Source organism: Streptomyces sp. DSM 116793 (genome assembly GCF_057320905.1).
Window position 1 is genome coordinate 5,171,544 of sequence record NZ_CM170494.1, and the last position, 18,212, is coordinate 5,189,755.

General features: G+C 72.7%; 15 protein-coding genes. 1 reads left to right on the forward strand and 14 read right to left on the reverse strand.

What is annotated here, in order from left to right:
- The first annotated feature begins 95 nt into the window (after positions 1-95).
- Positions 96-638 (forward strand): TetR/AcrR family transcriptional regulator, encoded by a 543-nt coding sequence (locus ACSMXW_RS20125; RefSeq protein WP_485798095.1) that lies wholly within the window; start codon positions 96-98, stop codon positions 636-638.
- Positions 639-704: 66 nt separating this feature from the next.
- Here ACSMXW_RS20125 and ACSMXW_RS20130 read toward each other — a convergent pair whose 3' ends face one another.
- From ACSMXW_RS20130 to ACSMXW_RS20195, 14 genes are all read right to left on the reverse strand, one after another.
- Entirely contained in the window at positions 705-1,694 is a 990-nt protein-coding gene (locus ACSMXW_RS20130; protein ID WP_485798096.1) for a Gfo/Idh/MocA family protein, read from the reverse strand.
- The gene (locus tag ACSMXW_RS20135) at positions 1,694-3,133 is read right to left on the reverse strand and encodes an NDP-hexose 2,3-dehydratase family protein (protein ID WP_485798097.1); all 1,440 of its coding nucleotides are present in this window, start codon (positions 3,131-3,133) and stop codon (positions 1,694-1,696) included. Before ACSMXW_RS20135 ends, ACSMXW_RS20130 begins: the two co-directional genes overlap by 1 nt.
- A 137-nt stretch (positions 3,134-3,270) precedes the next feature.
- Entirely contained in the window at positions 3,271-4,020 is a 750-nt protein-coding gene (locus ACSMXW_RS20140; protein WP_485798098.1) for an NAD-dependent epimerase/dehydratase family protein, read from the reverse strand.
- 32 nt (positions 4,021-4,052) lie between these two features.
- Positions 4,053-5,357 carry a lipopolysaccharide biosynthesis protein RfbH gene (gene rfbH / locus ACSMXW_RS20145; protein ID WP_485798099.1) on the reverse strand — a complete coding sequence of 435 codons (1,305 nt, stop codon included), beginning with the start codon at positions 5,355-5,357 and terminating at the stop codon, positions 4,053-4,055.
- Positions 5,354-6,397 carry an NAD-dependent epimerase/dehydratase family protein gene (locus ACSMXW_RS20150; RefSeq protein WP_485798100.1) on the reverse strand — a complete coding sequence of 348 codons (1,044 nt, stop codon included), beginning with the start codon at positions 6,395-6,397 and terminating at the stop codon, positions 5,354-5,356. The genes rfbH and ACSMXW_RS20150 overlap by 4 nt, the downstream gene beginning before the upstream one ends.
- On the reverse strand, positions 6,384-7,370 hold the full coding sequence (gene rfbB / locus ACSMXW_RS20155; RefSeq protein ID WP_485798101.1) for a dTDP-glucose 4,6-dehydratase: 987 nt from the start codon (positions 7,368-7,370) through the stop codon (positions 6,384-6,386). Before rfbB ends, ACSMXW_RS20150 begins: the two co-directional genes overlap by 14 nt.
- On the reverse strand, positions 7,367-8,434 hold the full coding sequence (locus ACSMXW_RS20160) for a glucose-1-phosphate thymidylyltransferase (RefSeq protein ID WP_485798102.1): 1,068 nt from the start codon (positions 8,432-8,434) through the stop codon (positions 7,367-7,369). The genes rfbB and ACSMXW_RS20160 overlap by 4 nt, the downstream gene beginning before the upstream one ends.
- Positions 8,435-8,506: 72 nt before the next feature.
- Entirely contained in the window at positions 8,507-9,646 is a 1,140-nt protein-coding gene (locus tag ACSMXW_RS20165; RefSeq protein ID WP_485798103.1) for a glycosyltransferase, read from the reverse strand.
- A gap of 34 nt (positions 9,647-9,680) precedes the next feature.
- A complete protein-coding gene (locus ACSMXW_RS20170) occupies positions 9,681-10,253 on the reverse strand; it encodes a dTDP-4-dehydrorhamnose 3,5-epimerase family protein (RefSeq protein WP_485798104.1) in 573 nt (190 codons plus the stop codon).
- A gap of 173 nt (positions 10,254-10,426) precedes the next feature.
- A complete protein-coding gene (locus ACSMXW_RS20175; RefSeq protein WP_485798105.1) occupies positions 10,427-11,596 on the reverse strand; it encodes a nucleotide disphospho-sugar-binding domain-containing protein in 1,170 nt (389 codons plus the stop codon).
- A gap of 138 nt (positions 11,597-11,734) precedes the next feature.
- A complete protein-coding gene (locus ACSMXW_RS20180; RefSeq protein WP_485798106.1) occupies positions 11,735-12,973 on the reverse strand; it encodes a nucleotide disphospho-sugar-binding domain-containing protein in 1,239 nt (412 codons plus the stop codon).
- Positions 12,974-12,991: 18 nt separating this feature from the next.
- A complete protein-coding gene (locus ACSMXW_RS20185; protein ID WP_485798107.1) occupies positions 12,992-14,269 on the reverse strand; it encodes an activator-dependent family glycosyltransferase in 1,278 nt (425 codons plus the stop codon).
- Complete coding sequence (locus ACSMXW_RS20190) at positions 14,269-15,759, reverse strand: MFS transporter (RefSeq protein WP_485798108.1); 1,491 nt, start codon at positions 15,757-15,759, stop codon at positions 14,269-14,271. The genes ACSMXW_RS20185 and ACSMXW_RS20190 overlap by 1 nt, the downstream gene beginning before the upstream one ends.
- 46 nt (positions 15,760-15,805) lie before the next feature.
- Positions 15,806-18,211 (reverse strand): SDR family oxidoreductase, encoded by a 2,406-nt coding sequence (locus ACSMXW_RS20195; protein WP_485798109.1) that lies wholly within the window; start codon positions 18,209-18,211, stop codon positions 15,806-15,808.
- Position 18,212 lies beyond the last annotated feature (1 nt).

Here is an 18,212-nt window from a genome sequence, read left to right on the forward strand (position 1 = left end):
GCACGCTGAGTTACGGTCGGCTGAGGAGGTACCGGACGGTGGAAGGCGCACGGCAGAGGCGTCGTGGCAGTACACGGCGGCAGAGCATTCAGGACGTGGCGTTGCGGATCTTCCTCGAGCGCGGTTACGAGAAGACATCGCTGCGTGAGATCGCGGACGGCGTGGGGCTCACCAAGGCCTCGCTCTACTACCACTTCAAGACCAAGGAGGACATCCTGATCAGCCTCCTGGAGGGGGTGGGCCAGGAGCTGGACGAGCTGATCGCCTGGGGCCGTGAGTGTCCGCGCACCCTTCAGACCAAGCGGGAACTGCTCGCCCGGTACAGCGTGATCTTCAACGACGCCGCTCCGTTGTTCCGCATCCTCCAGCAGAACCAGGCCACCATGAGTGAGCTGGCCGTCGGCCAGGAGTTCAGCGACCGCACCATGGCACTTTCCGCGCTGCTCCGCGACGCGGACGCCCCGTTGTCCGAGCAGGTCCGCTGCGTGAGCGCACTGCTGACCCTGCACTTCGGCACGTTCGCCCTCCAGCACCTGGAAGGGGAGGCGGAGGAGAAGCGGCAGTATCTCCTTGACGCCGCCGTCGAGTTGTTGAGTTCCGCATATGCCGGTCAGGCGGAGCGCGAAGAGCCCCGTTAGGGGCGCGGGGAAGCGCCCCTGGCCCGCGTCCCCGTCCCTGTTCCCCTCCCGGGTGTCCGCCGCCCGCTACCGCCCCGCCTCCGCGCGCACGGCGTCGATCAACTCGGCCAGGGCGAGCGGCGACCGCCGGTCATACGCGGGACCCTGACCGGAGCGGACCGAGGAGGCGAACGCCGCCACGGTGTTGGACACCTGGTCGGCGGCGGCCGGCCGGAGCGTCTCGGTTCCGTCGCGGCGTTCCAGACGGACCACGGGACGGTGTCCGGCCGGCGGGGTGTACGCGCGCTCCACGACGATCCGGCCCTGGCTGCCCCACAGCTCATAGCTGGACCCGTAGGCGTGGTCCATGCCGAAGGTCACCTGTGCCGTGACCCCGTCCGGCGCTCGGAGCAGGGCAGCCCCCGACGTCTCCACCCGGCGCCCGACCCCGTGCGTCAACTGGGCGCCAAGGACTTCCAGATCGTCGCCGAGGAAGTAGAGCGCGGCCCGCAGCGGATAGATACCGACGTCCCACAGGGCGCCGCCGCCGAGGGCAGGGTCGTGGCGAATGTCGGTGTCGGGCGGCCGCGGTATGGCGAACGACGCGTGGAACGCCCGCAGCTCCCCGACAGCGCCGGATTCCAGCAGGCGACGCACTACCCGGTGCATCCGGTGGTGGACGAACATGACGTTCTCCATGAGGGCGAGGCCCGACCGCGTGGCCGTTCGCAGCAGCCGCGCGGTGACATCGCTGTCGGTGGTGAGCGGCTTCTCGCCCAGCACGTGCTTGTCCGCCCGCAGCGCCGCCTCCGTCCACTCGGCGTGCAGCGCGGCCGGCAGCGGAATGTACAGCGCCTCGACGTCCGGGCGCGCCAGCAACTCCGCGTACCCGTGCACGGCGTCGGCTCCGTACGGGGCGGCGACCTTGGCGGCCCGCTCCGGGTCGCGGCTGGCGACGGCGGCGATCTCGACCTCCGGCAGCGCCGCCATCGCGGGCAGCATGCGCCGGACGGCGATGTCCGCGCAGCCCATCACGCCGATGCGCACGGGAGCACCCGTGTGCGCGGGAGCGCTCATCAGACCTCCACCGCCTTCGTGTTGAGGCAGGCCAGCAGGGTGCGGGCCTGGACGTTCAGATAGTGGCCGTGCCGGGTGAGGTCCGCCAACTGCGCCGGGGTGGCCCAGGCGTACCCGGGGGGCGGTTCCGAGGACACCTGCTGCTCGGCCACGTCCACGACCAGGTAGCGGCTCTCGGCGTCCCGGAACCGGCCGCCCTCCTCGGAGTGGACGGCCTCGTACCGGATGTGGTCCGGGCCGGCGTCCAGCACGAGGTCGAGGAAGGGGGGTCGTGCCGACGGCGGCAGGTGGTCGTAGTTGCCCGGCGTGTACTGCACCGTTGGAGCCAGCTCAACGGTGTCCAGGAAGCCGCCCTCGACCCGGGCGTGTACCAGCACGTGCGGCACGCCGCCGAACGAACGGACCAGGAACGCGACGACGCCCGCCCCGACCGGCTCGAACAGCGGTTGGGTCCAACTGGTCACCTCACGGTTGCCGGCCTGCACGGAGACGGCCACCACCTTGAAGTACCGGCCCTCCTCGTGCTCGATGACGTCGTCGCCGCGCTTCCACCCGGGCAGGCCGTCCAGGGGGATGCGGCGGGTGCGCACATCATGCCGGGATCGCTCGCCGGTGAACCACGACAGCAGTTGGGTGTCGGACATCAGGGCGCCGGGCGCGGCATTCGGCTGGGGCACACAGGACAGGACCGTCCGGGCGTCCATGTTGATCACGTTGTCCTCCCGCAGCAGGGCGCCGATCTGGCCCAGCGTGAGCCAGCAGAAGTCGTGCAGCAGCGGCACCTCGCCCACCGCCTCCACGATCATGTTGCGGTTCGACTTCTGGAGGAACCATGCGCCGTGCTCGGACTGCAGGGCATCGGCAACCACCCGGCCGCGGCCGCATTCGGTGAAGTACTCGATGTACTTCACGTCAGCGCCTCGATGCGCCTTGGTGTAGTTGCTGCGGGTCGCCTGCACGGTCGGGGAGAGCTGGAGCAGATTGGGATTGCCCGGCTCCATCTTGGCCTGGAGCAGGAAGTGCGGCACCCCGTCGAAGTCCGCCATCAACAGGCCCAGGATGCCGACTTCGGGCTGTTTGATGATCGGCTGGTGCCACTCCTGGCGGGGTCCGTCGCCGAACGGCTCGCCCTCTTCCTGCACGTGCAGGCCTTCCACGGTGAAGAAGCGCCCGCTGCGGTGCACCAGGTTTCCGGTGTCCTCCGCGAAGGACCAGCCGTCGAGATCGGCGAACGGTATCCGGTCCACCCGGAAGGTGTGGGCACGGCGGCGGTCGGCCAGCCAGCCACGGACGTCCTCCGTCCTCAGGTGTGCGCCGCGGTCCGTCGCGGCGGACAGGGCGAGGCGATCGGCCAGTTCCCGGTCCTCGCGCGGTCGCACGGCGGGGCCCGCCGCGGCGGTGCCGGTCGTGGTGCCGGCGGCGTCAGGATGAGACGGCATGAACCATTCCTTTCCTCTGAGTCGCACGAGTCCTGTGGGCTCTGCGAGTCCCGAAGGCCCTGCGTGTTCTGTGGGCGCTGCGTGTTCTGCGTGCCTTGTGAGCCCTCTGGGCCCTGGTGTTCTGCGGCCGGCCGCCGTCAGCCGATGGCGGACGGCGCCGCGGTGAAGGAGTCCAGGACGCGCCGGTAGTACCCGGGCCCGAAGCCCAGCCGCGCCACCTCGGGCACCAGTGCCCGCAGCCGGTCGATCGAGATGATGTGGTGGCCGCCCGCGTCGTGGTACTCCCGGCGGGCGCGCAGGCCGAGGCTCCGCTCCAGGTGGTCGACGATGTCGTCGACCGGCACGGCGACGCCGGAGGCCACGTTGACGGTGTCCCCGCGCAGGTCCAGGTCGAGCAGCCGGTCGATGATCTCCACCACGTCGGCAACGCCGATCAGATCGCGTGCCGCGCCGCGGTGCACCCGTACGACGCCTGTCTCCATCTGCCGCACCAGGGTGGGCAGCAACTGGTGTGACGGCTGCCCCGGGCCGACCAGGTGGCCCAAGCGCAGGATTAGGTGGTCGGTACCCAGGGCGCGCAACTGCTCCTCCAGCGCGAGCTTGTGCGCCCCGTACGGTGTGCAGGGCACCACCGGGGAGTCCTCCCGGCCGGGGCCGTCGACGGCCCCGTACATGCCAGTGGCCGCCGTAGAGAAGAACAGCAGCCGGCGACCGGTGTCCGCGCACCGCCGGGCGGTCTCGTGCAGCAGCCTGGACTCGCGTGCGAAGTCGGCGTCCGAGGTGCCGCTGGCCCAGGAGACGCCGGCCGCCAGGGCCACGGTCCGTGGATGCTTGTCGGCCAGCGGCCGCAGGTTCCGGGCGAGGAACCCGTTTCCCACTATGTCCATGGTGTCAGTCCCGATCTGTTGCAGGAGCGGCGTCATCGGTGAGCTGCGACGAACTCCTTGATCGAGGAGGTGATGTAGTCGAGCATCTCGGCGGTGAGGGCCGGGTAGACACCGACCCAGAAGGTGTGCTCGGTGATGATGTCGCTGTTGGTGAGGTCGCCCACGACGCGGTGCGGCTGGCCGATGTAGGCTGGGTGACGGGTGAGGTTGCCCGCGAAGAGACGGCGGGTGCCGATCGCCCGGCCCTCCAGGAAGTCCACCAGCTCGCCGCGGGTGAAGGGGGCGTCGGGCTCGACGGTCAGCGCGAAACCGAACCAGCTCGGATCGCTGGACGGCGTGGCTTCGGGCAGGATGAGGCCCGGCAGCCCGTCCAGCCCCTCACGCAGCCGCCGCCAGTTGGTCCGCCGCTTCTCGACGAACTCGTCGAGCCTGGCCAACTGGGTCAGCCCGAGAGCCGCCTGCAGGTCGGTGGCCTTCAGGTTGTACCCCACGTGCGAGAAGATGTACTTGTGGTCGTAACCGGCCGGGAGCGTGCCCATCTGGTACTGGAAGCGCTTGAGGCACTTGTTGTTCTCGCCCGGCTCGCACCAGCAGTCCCGGCCCCAGTCCCGCAGCGACTCCACGATCCGCGCCAACTGCAGGTTCGAGGTGAGCACGCAGCCGCCCTCGCCCATCGTCAGGTGGTGCGCGGGATAGAAGCTGACGGTGGTCAGGTCCCCGAAGGTGCCCGTGAGCCGCCCGTCGTAGGTCGAGCCCACCGCGTCGCAGTTGTCCTCGATGAGGAACAGCTCGTGGTCCACGGCCAACTGGGCGATCTCCGTGACCTCGAAGGGGTTGCCAAGCGCATGCGCGATGATGATGGCACGCGTCTTCGGGCCGATGGCCCGGGCCACCCGCTCGGCGGTGGTGTTGTACGTGCGCAGGTCGACGTCGACGAAGACCGGGACGAGCCCGTTCTGCAGGATCGGGTTGACGGTGGTGGGGAAGCCCGCCGCGACGGTGATCACCTCGTCGCCCGGCCGCAGCCGCTTCTCCTCCAGCAGATGCGAGGTAAGTGCCGAGACCGCGAGCAGGTTGGCGGACGAGCCCGAGTTGGTGAGGTGCGCCTTGCGGCGCTTCAGCCTGCGGGCGAACCGGGACTCGAACGTGCGCGAACTGGGTCCTGCGGCGATCCGCATCTCCAGCGCCGCTTCCACGAGAGACACCCGGTCGTTCTCGTCCAGCACCGCGCCGGACGGCCAGATCTCCGTCACCCCGGGCCGGAACACCGGGTCCGGGCGCTTCTCGCGGTGGTACGCGCGCACCTGCTCCAGCACCTTTTCCTTGGCGTCGCTCATCGTCCTGCCTCTCGTTGTCCGGAAGGTGTCGCGCCACGGAGCACGCTGCGCAGGGACTCGTCGAGTCCGCGCCGCGGCCGCCAGCCGATCAGGCGCCGTGCCCGTGTGATGTCCAGTTGCTGCCAGTCCCCGGCCGTGGCGGGCCGCCCCGCCGGTGCCTCGACGTGCCGCACCGGCAGTCCGCTGAGCGAGATCATCCGGCGGACCAGTGCGCGCATCTCGATGGCCCGCCCGCCGCCGATGTTCACCACCCGCCCCGTGACGCCCGCGGGGGCGGCGCCGGCCGCAGCGAAGACGGCCTCGACGACGTCGCGGACGTCGACCACGTCGCGGTGCGCGGTGAGCGGGGCCGTGCGCAGCTCCGCCGGTGTGCCGCCGCGGCCGCACACCTCGGCGGCGTCGGCGAGGTGTGCGGCGACCGCGCCGAAGAGGCTGCCCGCGGGCACCCCGGGGCCGGTCACGTTGGCCACCCGCAGCACCACCCCGTCGAGCCCGGCGGACCGGGCCGCCTCCAGCACCATCCGGGTGCCGCGGAGCTTGCTGCGTCCGTAGGGGCTGACGGGCGCGGGCTCGTGCTCCTCGGAGGTCCCCGCGCCGAACGTGCCCGGGCCGTACTCGTGGACGCTGCCCAGTTGGATCAGCCGCGGCCGGGTGTCCAGCCGGGTCACGGCGTCGACGAGGCGGCCGACCAACTCCACGTTGCCGGTCAGCATGGCCGCCTCGTCCGCCCGCCAGGCGCGGCCCGCCGCGTTGACCACGAGGTGCGGGCGGGCCCGGCCGAGCAGCCGGGTCAGCTCCGCGGCGGGGGCCGCCGAGAGGTCCATCAGGGTGTGGTGGATCTCGCCCGCCCCCGTGGCCGTGACGGGCGGGGCAGACCGGGAGATCCCGTGCACGTCGGCGCCGGCCGCGACCAGGGCGTCGGTGAGGTGCCGGCCCAGGAAACCGGTGCTGCCCAGGACGACGACGGTGCGGCCCGCAAGGGCATGTCCCGGGCGGCCGACACGGCCGACGGCCGGCGCCGCGGTCTCAGTCCGCCTCATGCTCGGCCCCCTGGACGACGTCCTTCCACCAGCCGGGGTTGTCGCGGTACCAGGCGACGGTGTCGGCGAGGCCCTGCTCGAAGGGGATGCGCGGCTCGTATCCCAGCTCGCTCCGGATCTTGCTTTCGTCGATGGAGTACCGAAGGTCGTGGCCCTTGCGGTCGGGAACGGTGACGATCATGTCCTGTTCGTGGCCGGTCAGCTCCAGAAGATGCTCGGTGATCTGCCGGTTGGTGCGCTCGTTGCCGCCGCCTATGTTGTAGACCTCGCCCGGCTGGCCGTGGTTGAGCACGAGGTGGATGCCGCGGCAGTGGTCGTCCACGTGCAGCCACTCGCGTACGTTGCCGCCCTCCCCGTACAGCGGCACCCGCCTGCCGTTCAGCAGGTTGGTGACGAACAGTGGGATGAGCTTCTCGGGGTGCTGGTAGGGGCCGTAGTTGTTGGAGCAGCGAGTGATCGACAGGTCGAGCTGGTGGGTACGCCAGTACGCCCGTGCCACCAGGTCGGAGCCGGCCTTGGACGCGGCGTAGGGGGAGTTGGGCGCGAGCGGCCACTCCTCCGTCCACGAGCCCTCCTCGATGGATCCGTAGACTTCGTCGGTGGAGACGTGCACCACCCGCTCGGTGCCGGCGGCGAGCGCGGCGTCCAGCACCGTCTGAGTGCCCAGCACGTTGGTGCGGAAGAACTCGGCGGGTCCTGCGATGGAGCGGTCGACATGGGACTCGGCGGCGAAGTGGACGATCGCGTCGTGCCCGGCGGCCAGCTCGCGCATCAGGTCGCCGTCGCAGATGTCGCCGACCACGAACTCCAGGCGTGGGTCGGACGCCGGCAGGTTGGCGCGGTTGCCGGCGTAGGTGAGCTTGTCCAGGGCGGTGACGCGTGCGCCCTCCCAGCCGGAGTACCCGTCGGCCAGCAGGGTCCGCACGAAGTGCGATCCGATGAACCCGGCGGCGCCGGTGACCAGGATTCTCATGCCGCCACCTCCACGCGGGTGTGGTCTCCGACGACCATGCGGTGGTGCACGGTGCCGCTCTCGGTGGAACCGACGGAGGCGGAGCGTCCGATCAGAGAGCCGTGCAGGCCGCGCACGTCGGTCACCGACGCGCCGTCCAGAACGATCGAGTCGTGGATGTGGGTGCGGCGGAGCACGCAGCCCGGTCCGATGGCGGTGTGGTGGCCGATGTGGCTGTCCTCCACGAGCGTGCCCGCAGCGATGATCGCCGGGCCCTCGACGCGGGAGCGCACCACGCGGGCGCCGGGCTCGAGGACGATTGGCCCGGTCAGCACCGATGCGTCGTCCACCTCGCCGTCGACCGAGCCCCGCAGGCTCCGCAGGAGGTACCGGTTGCACTCCAGGATGTCCTCGGCACGCCCGGTGTCCTTCCAGTAGCCGCCGTACTCGCTGGCGCGCACGTCCGCGCCCTGATCCACCAGCCACTGGATCGCGTCGGTGATCTCCAACTCGCCACGGGCGCTGGGTTCGATGGCGGCGACGGCCCGGTGGATCGCCGGCGTGAAGAAGTACACGCCGATCAGGGCCAGGTCGCTCCGGGGCTCCTGGGGCTTCTCCACCACGCGCAGCACCTCGCCCTCGGGGCCCAGCTCGGCCACCCCGAACGTGCGCGGGTCGCTGACCTTGTGCACCACGACCTGGGCGGCCGTGCGCCGCTCGGCGAATCGCTCGGCGATCGCCGTCACCCCTTCGGGGAGCATGTTGTCGCCGAGGTACATCACGAAGTCGTCGTCGCCCAGGAAGTCGCGGGCGATGAGTACGGTGTGCGCCAGGCCTCGGGGGGCGTCCTGCGGAATGTAGGTGAGCCGCACGCCGTGGCGTGCGCCGTCGCCCAGCACCGCCTCGATCTCCGGGCCCCGGTCGCCGACGATGACGCCGACCTCGGTGATGCCAAGGGCGTGGATGTTCTCCAGCACGTGGTGCAGGACGGGTTTGTTGGCGATCGGTATGAGTTGTTTGGGCATGGAGTAGCTGAAGGGGCGCAGGCGGGTCCCTGACCCGCCGGACAGCACCAGAGCCTTCATGGGAGATCCTCTCGCTTTGCGTTGTCCCGGGTCATCCGGTCCTCGGGCCCGCCTCGGGGCGGGCCCCGGTGGTCAGGAGGCCGCCACGGCCTCCAGGGCGGCCACGACCTCGGCGGGCAGGGGAAGGGCCGCGATCTCGGCCGAGATCTCCTGGGCCTTCAGGGCGTAGGAGGGCGTTGTGAGCAGCGTCTTGCAGGAGTCCGCGATGTTCGCGGTGGTGTCCTCGCCGGGCATCAGGGTGATGGCCGCGCCGTAGTCGGCGATGCGTCGTGCGGGCGCCTGCAGCACCGCGCCGTGCGGGATCAGCAGCTGGGGGACGCCCGCCTCGAGCCCGGTCAGCGTGGTGACGCCGCCGGCGTGGTGGACGAGGAGGTCGCACGTGCGGGCGACCACGTCCAGCGGTATCCAGCCGGCCCGCACCCCCGGCAGCTTGGCCCGCAGCTCGGCGGCGATCTCCTCCGGCGCGGCGACGACCAGCTCCACGTCCCACTCGGCGATGTCGCGCGCGAGAGAGCTGAGGAACGCGTAGCTCCGGTCATAGCTCTGCTTGGCCACCCGGCTGCCGGAGGTCACGCAGACGCGGCGCGCGGCCGGGGTGTACATCCACGGTTCCAGCCGGCACTGCCGGTTGCCGGGGACGTAGCGCATCGGCTGTGCGGGTGCGGCGTCCGCGGGGCGCAGGGCGGGCGGGCAGACGTCGATGAACAGGTCCGGCTCCGGCAGGCGCTCAAGGCCCAGTTCGCGCAGCTCGGGGCGGAGCTCGGCCTCCGCGCCCCGGTGGATCACGTCGGCGTCCACGGCGTCCCAGGCCTGCCGGACGAAGGGGATGCCCAGCCGGGTGGCGACCAGCGGTGCCACGTACGACATCGTGCCGCCGACGATCACATCCGGGCGCCAGTCCCGGACCAGCTCCAGCATGGGCCCTACGCAGGCGGCCGCCATCCGGGCGAACCACCGTCCTGTGAACAGGATCTGCTCGCCGGCGTCCTCAGGGATCACCTCTGCCCTGCCGCCCCGGTCCGTGGTGATGAAGTGGCGGATCGGCAGCGAGGTGGTCGGCACGCCGGGCAGGCCGGCCCCGATGACGACGGGCATCATGTCGTCGTTCGCCGCCATGACGACCTGGTGGCCGGCGCTGCGGGCGGCGGTGGCCAGCGGGGCCAGGGAGAACACGGTGGCCGGGCTTCCGGCGGCGATGAACAGGAATCTCACGGCGGTGGCTCCTCGAAGTCCGGGGCGGGGTGGGTCACAGGGCGCTGAACTCGGGCAGCAGACCGGCCTCGACGGCCTCGGCGAGCCCGGGCGCCGCGGCGTCCTTGGCGGAGATCAGCGGTTCCTCCGGGCAGTCCCAGGGGAGGGCGAGCTCGGGGTCCAGCGGGTTGATGTCGATCTGCGTGCCGGGCACGTAGAGGCTGGAGACCACGTAGCAGATGCAGGCGTCGTCGCTGAGCGTCAGAAAGCCGTGGCCCACCCCTTCCGGCACATACACCGAGCGGCCCGAGGCGGCGTCCAGCTCGTTCACCTGGTGCACGCCGAACGTCGGCGACCCGAGCCGCAGGTCGACCACGATGTCCCGCAGCGCACCGCGCACACAGGTGACGAACTTCGCCTGTCCCGGCGGGATCGTCACGCTGTGGATCCCACGCAGCGTGTGGCGCCGGGAGACCGAGTAGTTGATCTGCTGGGGCTGGAAGGGCCGCTTCAGGGCATGCTCCAGCTCGTCGGTCCGCAGGGACTCGTAGAACGAGCCGCGCTCGTCGGTGATGTGGTCCGGAGTGACGACGAGGGCTCCGGCGACGGCCAGTTCTTCGACGCGCACGGTGCCTCCCTTCTGGTGTCGGATGCGGCGGGCGGTGCAGCGGGGCGGTGGTGGAGCGGGCCTGACCCGGGTGCGGGAACCGGCGGCTCGGGGACGGCCGGTGGCGGGGGACGGCCCGGTGGCTCGGGATGGCCGGTGGCGCGGGACGGTCCCCCTTCCGGCACGGGCGTGGTTCAGCGCGCCAGGGCCTCCAGGCGGGTGACGATCTCCGCGGGCGGCGGCGCGGCCGCCACCTCGCGGGCCAGTCGGCGCGCCGCGGTGCGGTGACCGGGATCGGCCAGCAGTGCCTCCAGCGCTTCCCGCAACCGCCCGGGGTCGTTCTGGTCGTCGGCGGTATCGAGGCTCAAGCCCGCTCCGGTCGCCACCAGCCGATCGCCGTGGGCGAAGTGGTCGGCCAGTTGGGGCAGCGCCAGTTGCGGCAGGCCCAGAGCGGTCGCGTTCAGCGTGGTGCCCGCCCCGCCGTGGTGCACCACCGCGTCACAGGTGGCGAGCAGCGGATGGAGTGGCACCGGCTCGACCAGCCGCACCCGGGCGGGGACCGCGCTGATGCGCGCCCAGAAGGCCGCGGGCACGGTCGCGACGGCCTCGACGCCGGGCACCGCGGCGAGGGCCTGCAGGACCCGCCGCACGAGCGGAACGCCGTTCAGGGCCAGCGTGCTGTGCCCGAAGGTGACGGCGAGCCTCCGCACCGCAGTGCCGGGAGCCCGCCGCTCACGGAGCCAGCTGGGCAGCGCGCCGCCTCCGTTGGACGGCACGTGGCGCACGGGCGTGCCCTGGTCGGCCTCCGGGGCCTGCAGCGCCGGCGGGCACGGGTCCAGCAGGATGGTGGGTGCCTCCAGTGCGCCGGTGCCGAGCTTGTCGGCGAGGGCGAGGAGGTCGGCGCGGACATGCGCGCGGGCGGGTCCGGAGATCACGTCCACGCCCCAGCGGTGGTGCACGACCGGGACATTGAGCGCCGCCCCCACCAGCAGGGAGGTGTACTCCAGCGGATCGGAGAGCACCAGGTCGGGACGGAACTCCCTGGCGAAGGCGAGGACGTCCTCGGCGACGGACGCCGCACTGGCCCACCAGATCCGCCCGTACCGGCCCAGGGCCTCGCGCGGGGGCCGGGGCCGGGCCTCCAGGGGGCGCTGCCCCTCGGGCAGTCCCCGGGCGAGCATCCCGTCGCCGTCGAACGGCTCGCCCACGCGCAGGGTGGTCAGCCCGGCGGACCGCCACGCGTCGAGGACATCCGGGCGGCCCGCGGCCATGACCTCGTGGCCGGATCCGCGCAGTGCCCACACCAGAGGGAGCAGGGGCATCACATGGCTCACGGAAGGCGTGGCCAGCAAGAGCACTCGCATTGTTTCCGGTTCTCCTGACGGGTTGTTCGACGGGGGTTTCCGTTCGGGGGTCCTGCGGGTTTGACGGGGGTGTCCGGGCCGGGCGGGAAGGGAGGGGCCGCCCAGGCGTGGGGAGTGCTCAGCGGCGGTGCAGCGTGGTCAGCGTGTGCGGTGCAGCGCGGTCAGGCGTTCCAGCAGCGGCACGATCTCCAACGGGCTCGGCGTGGCGCACCACTCGGCGTACAGGTCGGCGGCACCCGCGTCGAACGCTCCGTCCACCGCCGCCGCCAACTGTTTCCGCACGTCAGCAGGTCCGTGCCGGTCGCCGTCCAGCGCCGCCCCGGCGCCCCGCCGGTGCACGTAACGGGCGGTGGCGGCCTCGTCCCACTTCGCCACCGGCAGCACGATCTGGGGCACCCGGTGCGCGACGGCCGCGGCGAAGGTGCCCCCGCCCCCGTGGTGCACCACGACCGAGCAGGTCGGCAGCAGCAGGTCCAGCGGGACGAAGTCCACGGCGCGCACATTGCCCGGCAGTTCCCCGGCCGCCGCGAGCTGTTCGCCGTTGAGCGTCGCGACGACCTCCACGTCCAGGTCGGCCGCCGCGGCGAGCAATGCGGGTATGCCGACGCCGCTGTGGTGGGCGTAGAACGTCCGCGTGGTCACGCCGAGCGTGACGCACACGCGCGGGCGCCCGGGGTCCTCGCGCAGCCAGTCCGGCAGGACGGCGGGCCCGGCGTAGGGGACGCGCCGCACCGGTACGGAGGGCAGGTCGAGGGGGAGCCGCATGCGCGGGGGAACCAGGTCCAGGGTCCACTGCCCGAGCAGTGCCGCCGCTGACTCAGGCACCTCGTGGCGGCGCAGGTGCGGCTCGGCCCAAGCGGCGAGGGGGTCCGTCAGACCGGCCGCCTGGTGCTCCCGCCCGAGCCACGCCACGTGGTCAAGCCCCCACAGCAGCCGGGCGTGCGCGGCGCCGGCGGCGTGGGCGGCGATCGCGCCCGGCGGGCACAGCGGGTCCCACAGCACCAGATCGGGCCGCCAGGACCGGGCGACGTCTACGAGTTCGGCCACGAAGGACCGCTCGCCGGCGCCGGAGGCGACCGGGAAGCAGCGCGTGAACAGGCCCGCAAGATAACGCCCCACCGTCTCCCAGCGGTTGCTGCCGAGGGCATCGAGCGCCAGCACGTCGGTGGGCCGGTCCACCCGGGCGGGGTCCACCGCGGGCTGGACGACCGGCTCGCCGACCGGCACCGCGGTCAGCCCCGCTGCCGCCACGCCCGGGGCCAGGTCCGGGTGCGCCGCCACCCGTACCTCGTGGCCCCCTGAGCGCAGCGCGTGGGCCAGCGGCACGACCGGGTACAGGTGGGCGGCCGCCGGGTAGATCGCGAACAGAACACGCATCGCCGTCTTCCTCGTTCCTCAGCCGTGCTGCCGGGCGGTCAGTTCCGTGAGGACCGGGACCATGTCCCTGGGGCTCGGGGTCGCGAGCATGTCCGCGTGCAGCTCCCTCGTGCCGGCCCGGAAGGACGGCCCGTCCAGGACGTCCTGGAACTGCTCGCGCAGCGTCTCCACGGAGAACTCGTCGCGGCGCAGCATCAGCCCCGCGCCCTTGTCGTGGATGTACCGCGCGAACGCAAGCCGGTCGCCGCCCTCGCCGGGCGAGGGCACGAGCTGCGGCACCTGGTGCGCGACGGCGGCGGCGAAGGTGCCGCCGCCTCCGTGGTGCACCACTGCGGAGCAGGTGGTGAGCAGGCGGTCCAGCGGCACGTAGTCCAGGGCGCGCACATTGGCGGGCAGGGCCCGCACGTCCGCGAGCTGGGTGGCGTCGAGGGTCGCGATCAGCTCCACGTCGAGGTCCGCGACCGCCTCCAGCAGGCCGGACACCAGGGCCGCGCTGTCCTTCGCGAGGAACTTGCGGGTGCTCATACCGAGGGTCAGGCACACCCGCCGGCGCTCGGGGCGGGCCCGCAGCCAGTCGGGGAACGGGTGCCCGCCGGTGTAGGGGACCCGGCGCATCGGCAGGTAGCGCAGGTCCACCGGCAGGCGCATCCGCGGCGGGATCAGGTCCACCGTCCACTGACCCACTACCAGCTCCTCGTCGAACTCGATGCCGAGACGGTCGAGTTCCGGCCGCATGACGGCGGCCATCGGGTCCTCGCCGGCCGCCGCGGGCCCGGCGTCCAACTCGGCGAAGCGCGCCCTGGCCCAGCCGGTGTAGTCCAGGCCGTACTGCAGACGGGCGTGGGCTGCCCCGCACACCCGTGCGGCCAGCGGTCCAGGGAAGCTCAGCGGATCCCACAGCACGAGGTCGGGCCGCCAGTCGCGGGCGAAGTCCAGGAGATCGTCCACCAGGGCGCGGCCCGGTGCGGGCTCCGGCCCCGTCGGGTAGTACAGAGAGAACGCGGCGAGCTGGTAGTAGCGGATCGCCCCCCGCAGGTTGCGGTCCTCCGGCGCGATCCGCAGGGCCTCGGTGATGTCCTCCAACGTCCGGTCCCGGGTGCCCGAGCGCATCAGGGCGCCCAGGTCCACCGGGGTGCCCAGCGGTACCGCCGTGAGTCCCGCCGCGGCGATCTCGTCCGCCATGTCGGGGTGGCTGGCGACGCACACGTCGTGGCCCGCGCTGCGCAATGCCCAGGCCAGGGGAACGAGGGGGTACAGATGTGCCGTCGCCGGCATGATCGTGAACAGGACCCGCATCACAGACTCCGATTTCGAGCGCGGCCCGGGGGGCGTGTGCCACCGGCGTCGCGGAGGACAGGGGAAGCGGTCGCGTGCCGCCCCGGGCGCACCCGCGGCAGCACGCCCGAGAGCCCGACCAGGAAGCCCGCGCCGCCGACGGCGGCGACGAGGACCACCGCGTGCCCCGGCTCGGTGACGGCGCCTGGTGCGGGCCCGCGGCCCGTGGACAGTGCGGCGACGAGCGCGAGTGTCAGCGCGGCGCCCGCCTGGACCGCGGACTGGTACAGCCCCTGGGCGTCGCTCCGATCGGCGGCCGCAAGGCCCGCGGCGGCCTGCGCGTTGAGCGCGGCGAAGCAGCACACGAAGCCCGCGCCCACCAGCAGCATCGTCGGCAGCACACCCGCCGCGTAGGACGCCGGGGCGGGGTCCCGGAGGTACAGCAGGTAGCCGACCGGCGGCGCGAGGGAGCCGGCCGCGATCAGCCGCGCCGCGCCGAAGCGCGCCACCATGGCCCGCGTGAACGGCGCCGTCGCCAGCAGCGGAACACTGGCGGGCAGTAGCGCGAGCGCCGTGCGCAGGGGGCCCCAGCCCAGTGTCCGCTGCGCGTGCAGCGTGACGAGGAACAGCAGGCCCAGGTACGAGCCGTTGAGCGTGGCCGCGCCCAGCGCGGAGCGGATCAGCGTGCCACGTCCGAGCACGGAGCGCCGCAGCAGAGGATCCGGTGCGGCACGCCCGGTGCCCGTGAAGAGGCCCAGGAGCGCGGCGGCCAGCGCGAGACCGCCCCACACCCGCGGCCCCGCCCACCCGGAGGCCGGCACGGAGACGATCGCGAACACGGCGGCCGCGAGGCCCCCGGTCAGCGCCGGTGCCCCGACCGCGTCGAGCCGGCGGGCGGTGGCCCGCGGCCCGTCCCGGGGGACCAGCCGGAGCCCGAGGAGGAACAGCACCGCGGCCACCGGGGCGGGGAACGCCAGCGTCCACCGCCAGCTCGCCTCGGTCAGCGCCCCGGAGATCAGCAACCCGAGGGTGAACCCGCTCGCGCCGAACAGCGAGTAGAGCGTCACCACCCGGTCACGGTCCGGGCCCTCCCGGAACGTGCCGGCGATGATGGCCAGTCCGGTCGGCGCGGTGAGCGCGGCGCTCGCGCCTTTGACGAGGCGCGTGGCGACCAGCACCGGCAGACTCTCCGACACCCCCGCTGCCAGGGACGCGACTGCGAAGACGAGCAGCGCCGCCAGATACGCCGTGCGCCTGCCATACAGGCTCACGAGCCGCCCGGAGAACGGCAGCAGGCCACCGAAGCCGAGAGCGAATCCGCCCATCGTCCACTGCAACGCGGTGGGCGACAGGTGCAGGTCGGCGCCGACCCGGGGCAGCGCCACCACCATGACCGACACTTCGACGGCGTCCAGGAGCATGGTGCCCGCCAGCACGGCCGACAGCCCCCGGGAACGGGCCGTGCCGGTCTTGGGTGCGCCCAAGAGGGCGGGTGGCGTCAAGTGGCTCATCTCGGGTTCCTTCACGGGGGCGGTGTCCGGGGTGTCCTGGGCGGCGTCAGCCGAGCAGCGTTCCGCCGCTGGCGTCCACGAAGGCGCCGGTGATCCAGCGGGCGTCGTCCGAGGCGAGGAAGGCCACCACGTCGGCGACGTCCTCCGGCTCGCCGACCCGTCCGAAAGCCGACAGGGACGCCATCTGCTCGACGGCCCCCGGGATGTCGAAGACCGGGTTGCCGTTGCGGGTGATGCCCGGAGCCACGCTGTTGACGGTGATGCGGCGCGGGCCCAGAAGCTTGGCGAAGTGCAGTGCGAGCTGCTCCACCGCCCCCTTGGACATCGCGTATGCGATCTCCTGCGGATTCGCGACCCGGGTCAGCCCGGAGGAGATGTTGATGATCCGGCCGCCGTCGCGCAGCGTGCCCAGCGCCCGCTGGATCACGAAGAACGGCGCCTTGGCGTTGACCGCGAAGATGCGGTCGAACTGCTCCGGGGTGGTGTCCTCGGGGGCCACCCCGCCCATCACCCCGGCGTTGTTGACCAGGATGTCGAGTCCTGCTGAACCGGTGCGTTCCTTCAGGCCCGCCTCCAGGCCCAGGAAGAGTTCGTGCACGTCGCCGGGGACTCCCAGCTCCGCGCGGACCGCGAACGCCCGGCCGCCGTCCTTCTCGATCAGGGCGACGACCTCTTCGGCGGCCTCCTCGCTGCTCGTGTAGTGGACGGCGACCAGCGCGCCCTCCTGGCCGAGCCGCAGCGCCGTCGCCCGCCCCATCCCGCGGCTGGAGCCGGTGACCAGCGCCGTCCTGCCCGTGAGCCTGCCCATGTCGTTCCTCTCGTGCTCGGCTGATGTCCCGGTCGCACGCCCCGGGCGCGGATGTGGTGTCCCGGCCGTGGTCGCCGGGTGCGGGTGTGCTGTTCCGGTGCGGTTCGTGGGGTGCCGTGTCCCGGTGGCACGCGCCCGGTGGGGACCCGCCGGTGCCGGTGGACCGAACCAGCGCTCCAGTGCGGCCGGCAGCCCGCCGGTTCCGCGTCCGGCCCAGGCGACATGGCCGTCCGGGCGGACCAGGACGGCGCCGGTGGCCCCCGGCAGCCCGTCGGGCCCGGGCCGGGCGAGTCGGGCCGCCACGGCGCCCACCCGCTCCGCCCACGGCCCGGCGCACGCACGCAACGCGGCGTGGTGGCCGGCGTCCCCGGTCAGGTCGAGCAGCAGCCCGCGGCCGTCGCGCAGCAGACGCGCGGTGGTCACCGGACCGCCCACCGCCACCACCTCGGTGGGCGGCAGCCGGGCGCCGAGCAGCGGGTGGCGCTCGCCGCTCACATCGGCGACCTCGTAGCGGATGTCGAGGCCGGATATCGCTCCCGCCAGGTGCCGCCTGACGTCCTCCTGGGTGACCAGCTCGCCGAGTACCGTCCGCACGGCCTCCACCTCGGGGCCGCCCAGCAGCAACATGGCCTGCGCCCTGATGTTGGCCAGGACCCGCTCGCCGACACCGTGCCGCTCGGTGTGGTAGCTGTCGAGCAGGCTGTCGCCGCCGTGCCGGAGTGTGAGGGCCAGCTTCCAGCCGAGGTTGACCGCGTCCTGGAGGCCGAGGTTCAGGGCCTGGCCACCGATCGGCATCTGGCGGTGCGCGGCGTCGCCGGCGAACAGGACGCGCCCGTGGCGGTAGCGGGTGAGCTGGCGGCAGGCGTCTCCGAAGGAGTTGACCCACAGCGGGGTGCCACCGCTGATGTCCTCCCCGGTGACGCGCAGCCAGGCACCGCACATCTCGGCGAAGTCCGGCGGCGCGGTGCGCGGCCGGGCCCGAGCGCCGAATTCGTGCACCATCACGCGGGTGACGCCGTCGCTCCGCCGGGCCGCGATGGCCAGCCCCTTCCCCAGACGCTGGAAGCGCCGATCGGGGATCTCGACATGCGCCACGTCCGCCCGGAGCAGCTCACGGCCGGCATCCTCGCCGGGGAACTCCGCCGAGAGCAGGCTGCGCACCGTGCTGTTCTCGCCGTCACACCCGACGGCGTACTGGGCGCGTAGCAGCACGGCCCCGTCCGGGCCCATGACCTCGGCCGCCACGTGGTCTCGCGCCACGGACAGGCCGCAAAGCTCATGGCCGCGCCGCAGGTCCGCGCCCAGCGACAGGGCCCGCTCCTGGAGCAGTTCCTCGACGCGCGCCTGGGGGACCTTCCACTGCCCCGGGTACGGGCTGGGCAGCGACAGGTCGAGCGGGATGCCGCCGAAGTGCCCGCGCTGGTCGTTCGGCGGCGTGGGCAACCCGTCCCACAGGCCGCGGGTGTCGAAGATCTCCATGGTGCGGGCGTGCAGCGTGGATGCCCTCGACTCCGTGGTCGGGGAGGTCTCGCGGTCCAGGACGATCACGTCGGCGCCGCCGAGTCGCAGCTCCGCGGCGAGCATCAGCCCCACGGGGCCCGCGCCGACGACGAGCACCTGGGTGTCCGGACGGTCGGTTGACATG

Coding starts and splice junctions, on each gene's coding strand:
- ACSMXW_RS20130 (WP_485798096.1), bottom strand. CDS start 1,694: ATGAGCGCTCCCGCGCACACGGGTGCTCCCGTGCGCATCGGCGTGATG.
- ACSMXW_RS20135 (WP_485798097.1), bottom strand. CDS start 3,133: ATGCCGTCTCATCCTGACGCCGCCGGCACCACGACCGGCACCGCCGCG.
- ACSMXW_RS20140 (WP_485798098.1), bottom strand. CDS start 4,020: ATGGACATAGTGGGAAACGGGTTCCTCGCCCGGAACCTGCGGCCGCTG.
- rfbH (WP_485798099.1), bottom strand. CDS start 5,357: ATGAGCGACGCCAAGGAAAAGGTGCTGGAGCAGGTGCGCGCGTACCAC.
- ACSMXW_RS20150 (WP_485798100.1), bottom strand. CDS start 6,397: ATGAGGCGGACTGAGACCGCGGCGCCGGCCGTCGGCCGTGTCGGCCGC.
- rfbB (WP_485798101.1), bottom strand. CDS start 7,370: ATGAGAATCCTGGTCACCGGCGCCGCCGGGTTCATCGGATCGCACTTC.
- ACSMXW_RS20160 (WP_485798102.1), bottom strand. CDS start 8,434: ATGAAGGCTCTGGTGCTGTCCGGCGGGTCAGGGACCCGCCTGCGCCCC.
- ACSMXW_RS20175 (WP_485798105.1), bottom strand. CDS start 11,596: ATGCGAGTGCTCTTGCTGGCCACGCCTTCCGTGAGCCATGTGATGCCC.
- ACSMXW_RS20180 (WP_485798106.1), bottom strand. CDS start 12,973: ATGCGTGTTCTGTTCGCGATCTACCCGGCGGCCGCCCACCTGTACCCG.
- ACSMXW_RS20185 (WP_485798107.1), bottom strand. CDS start 14,269: ATGCGGGTCCTGTTCACGATCATGCCGGCGACGGCACATCTGTACCCC.
- ACSMXW_RS20190 (WP_485798108.1), bottom strand. CDS start 15,759: ATGAGCCACTTGACGCCACCCGCCCTCTTGGGCGCACCCAAGACCGGC.
- ACSMXW_RS20195 (WP_485798109.1), bottom strand. CDS start 18,211: ATGTCAACCGACCGTCCGGACACCCAGGTGCTCGTCGTCGGCGCGGGC.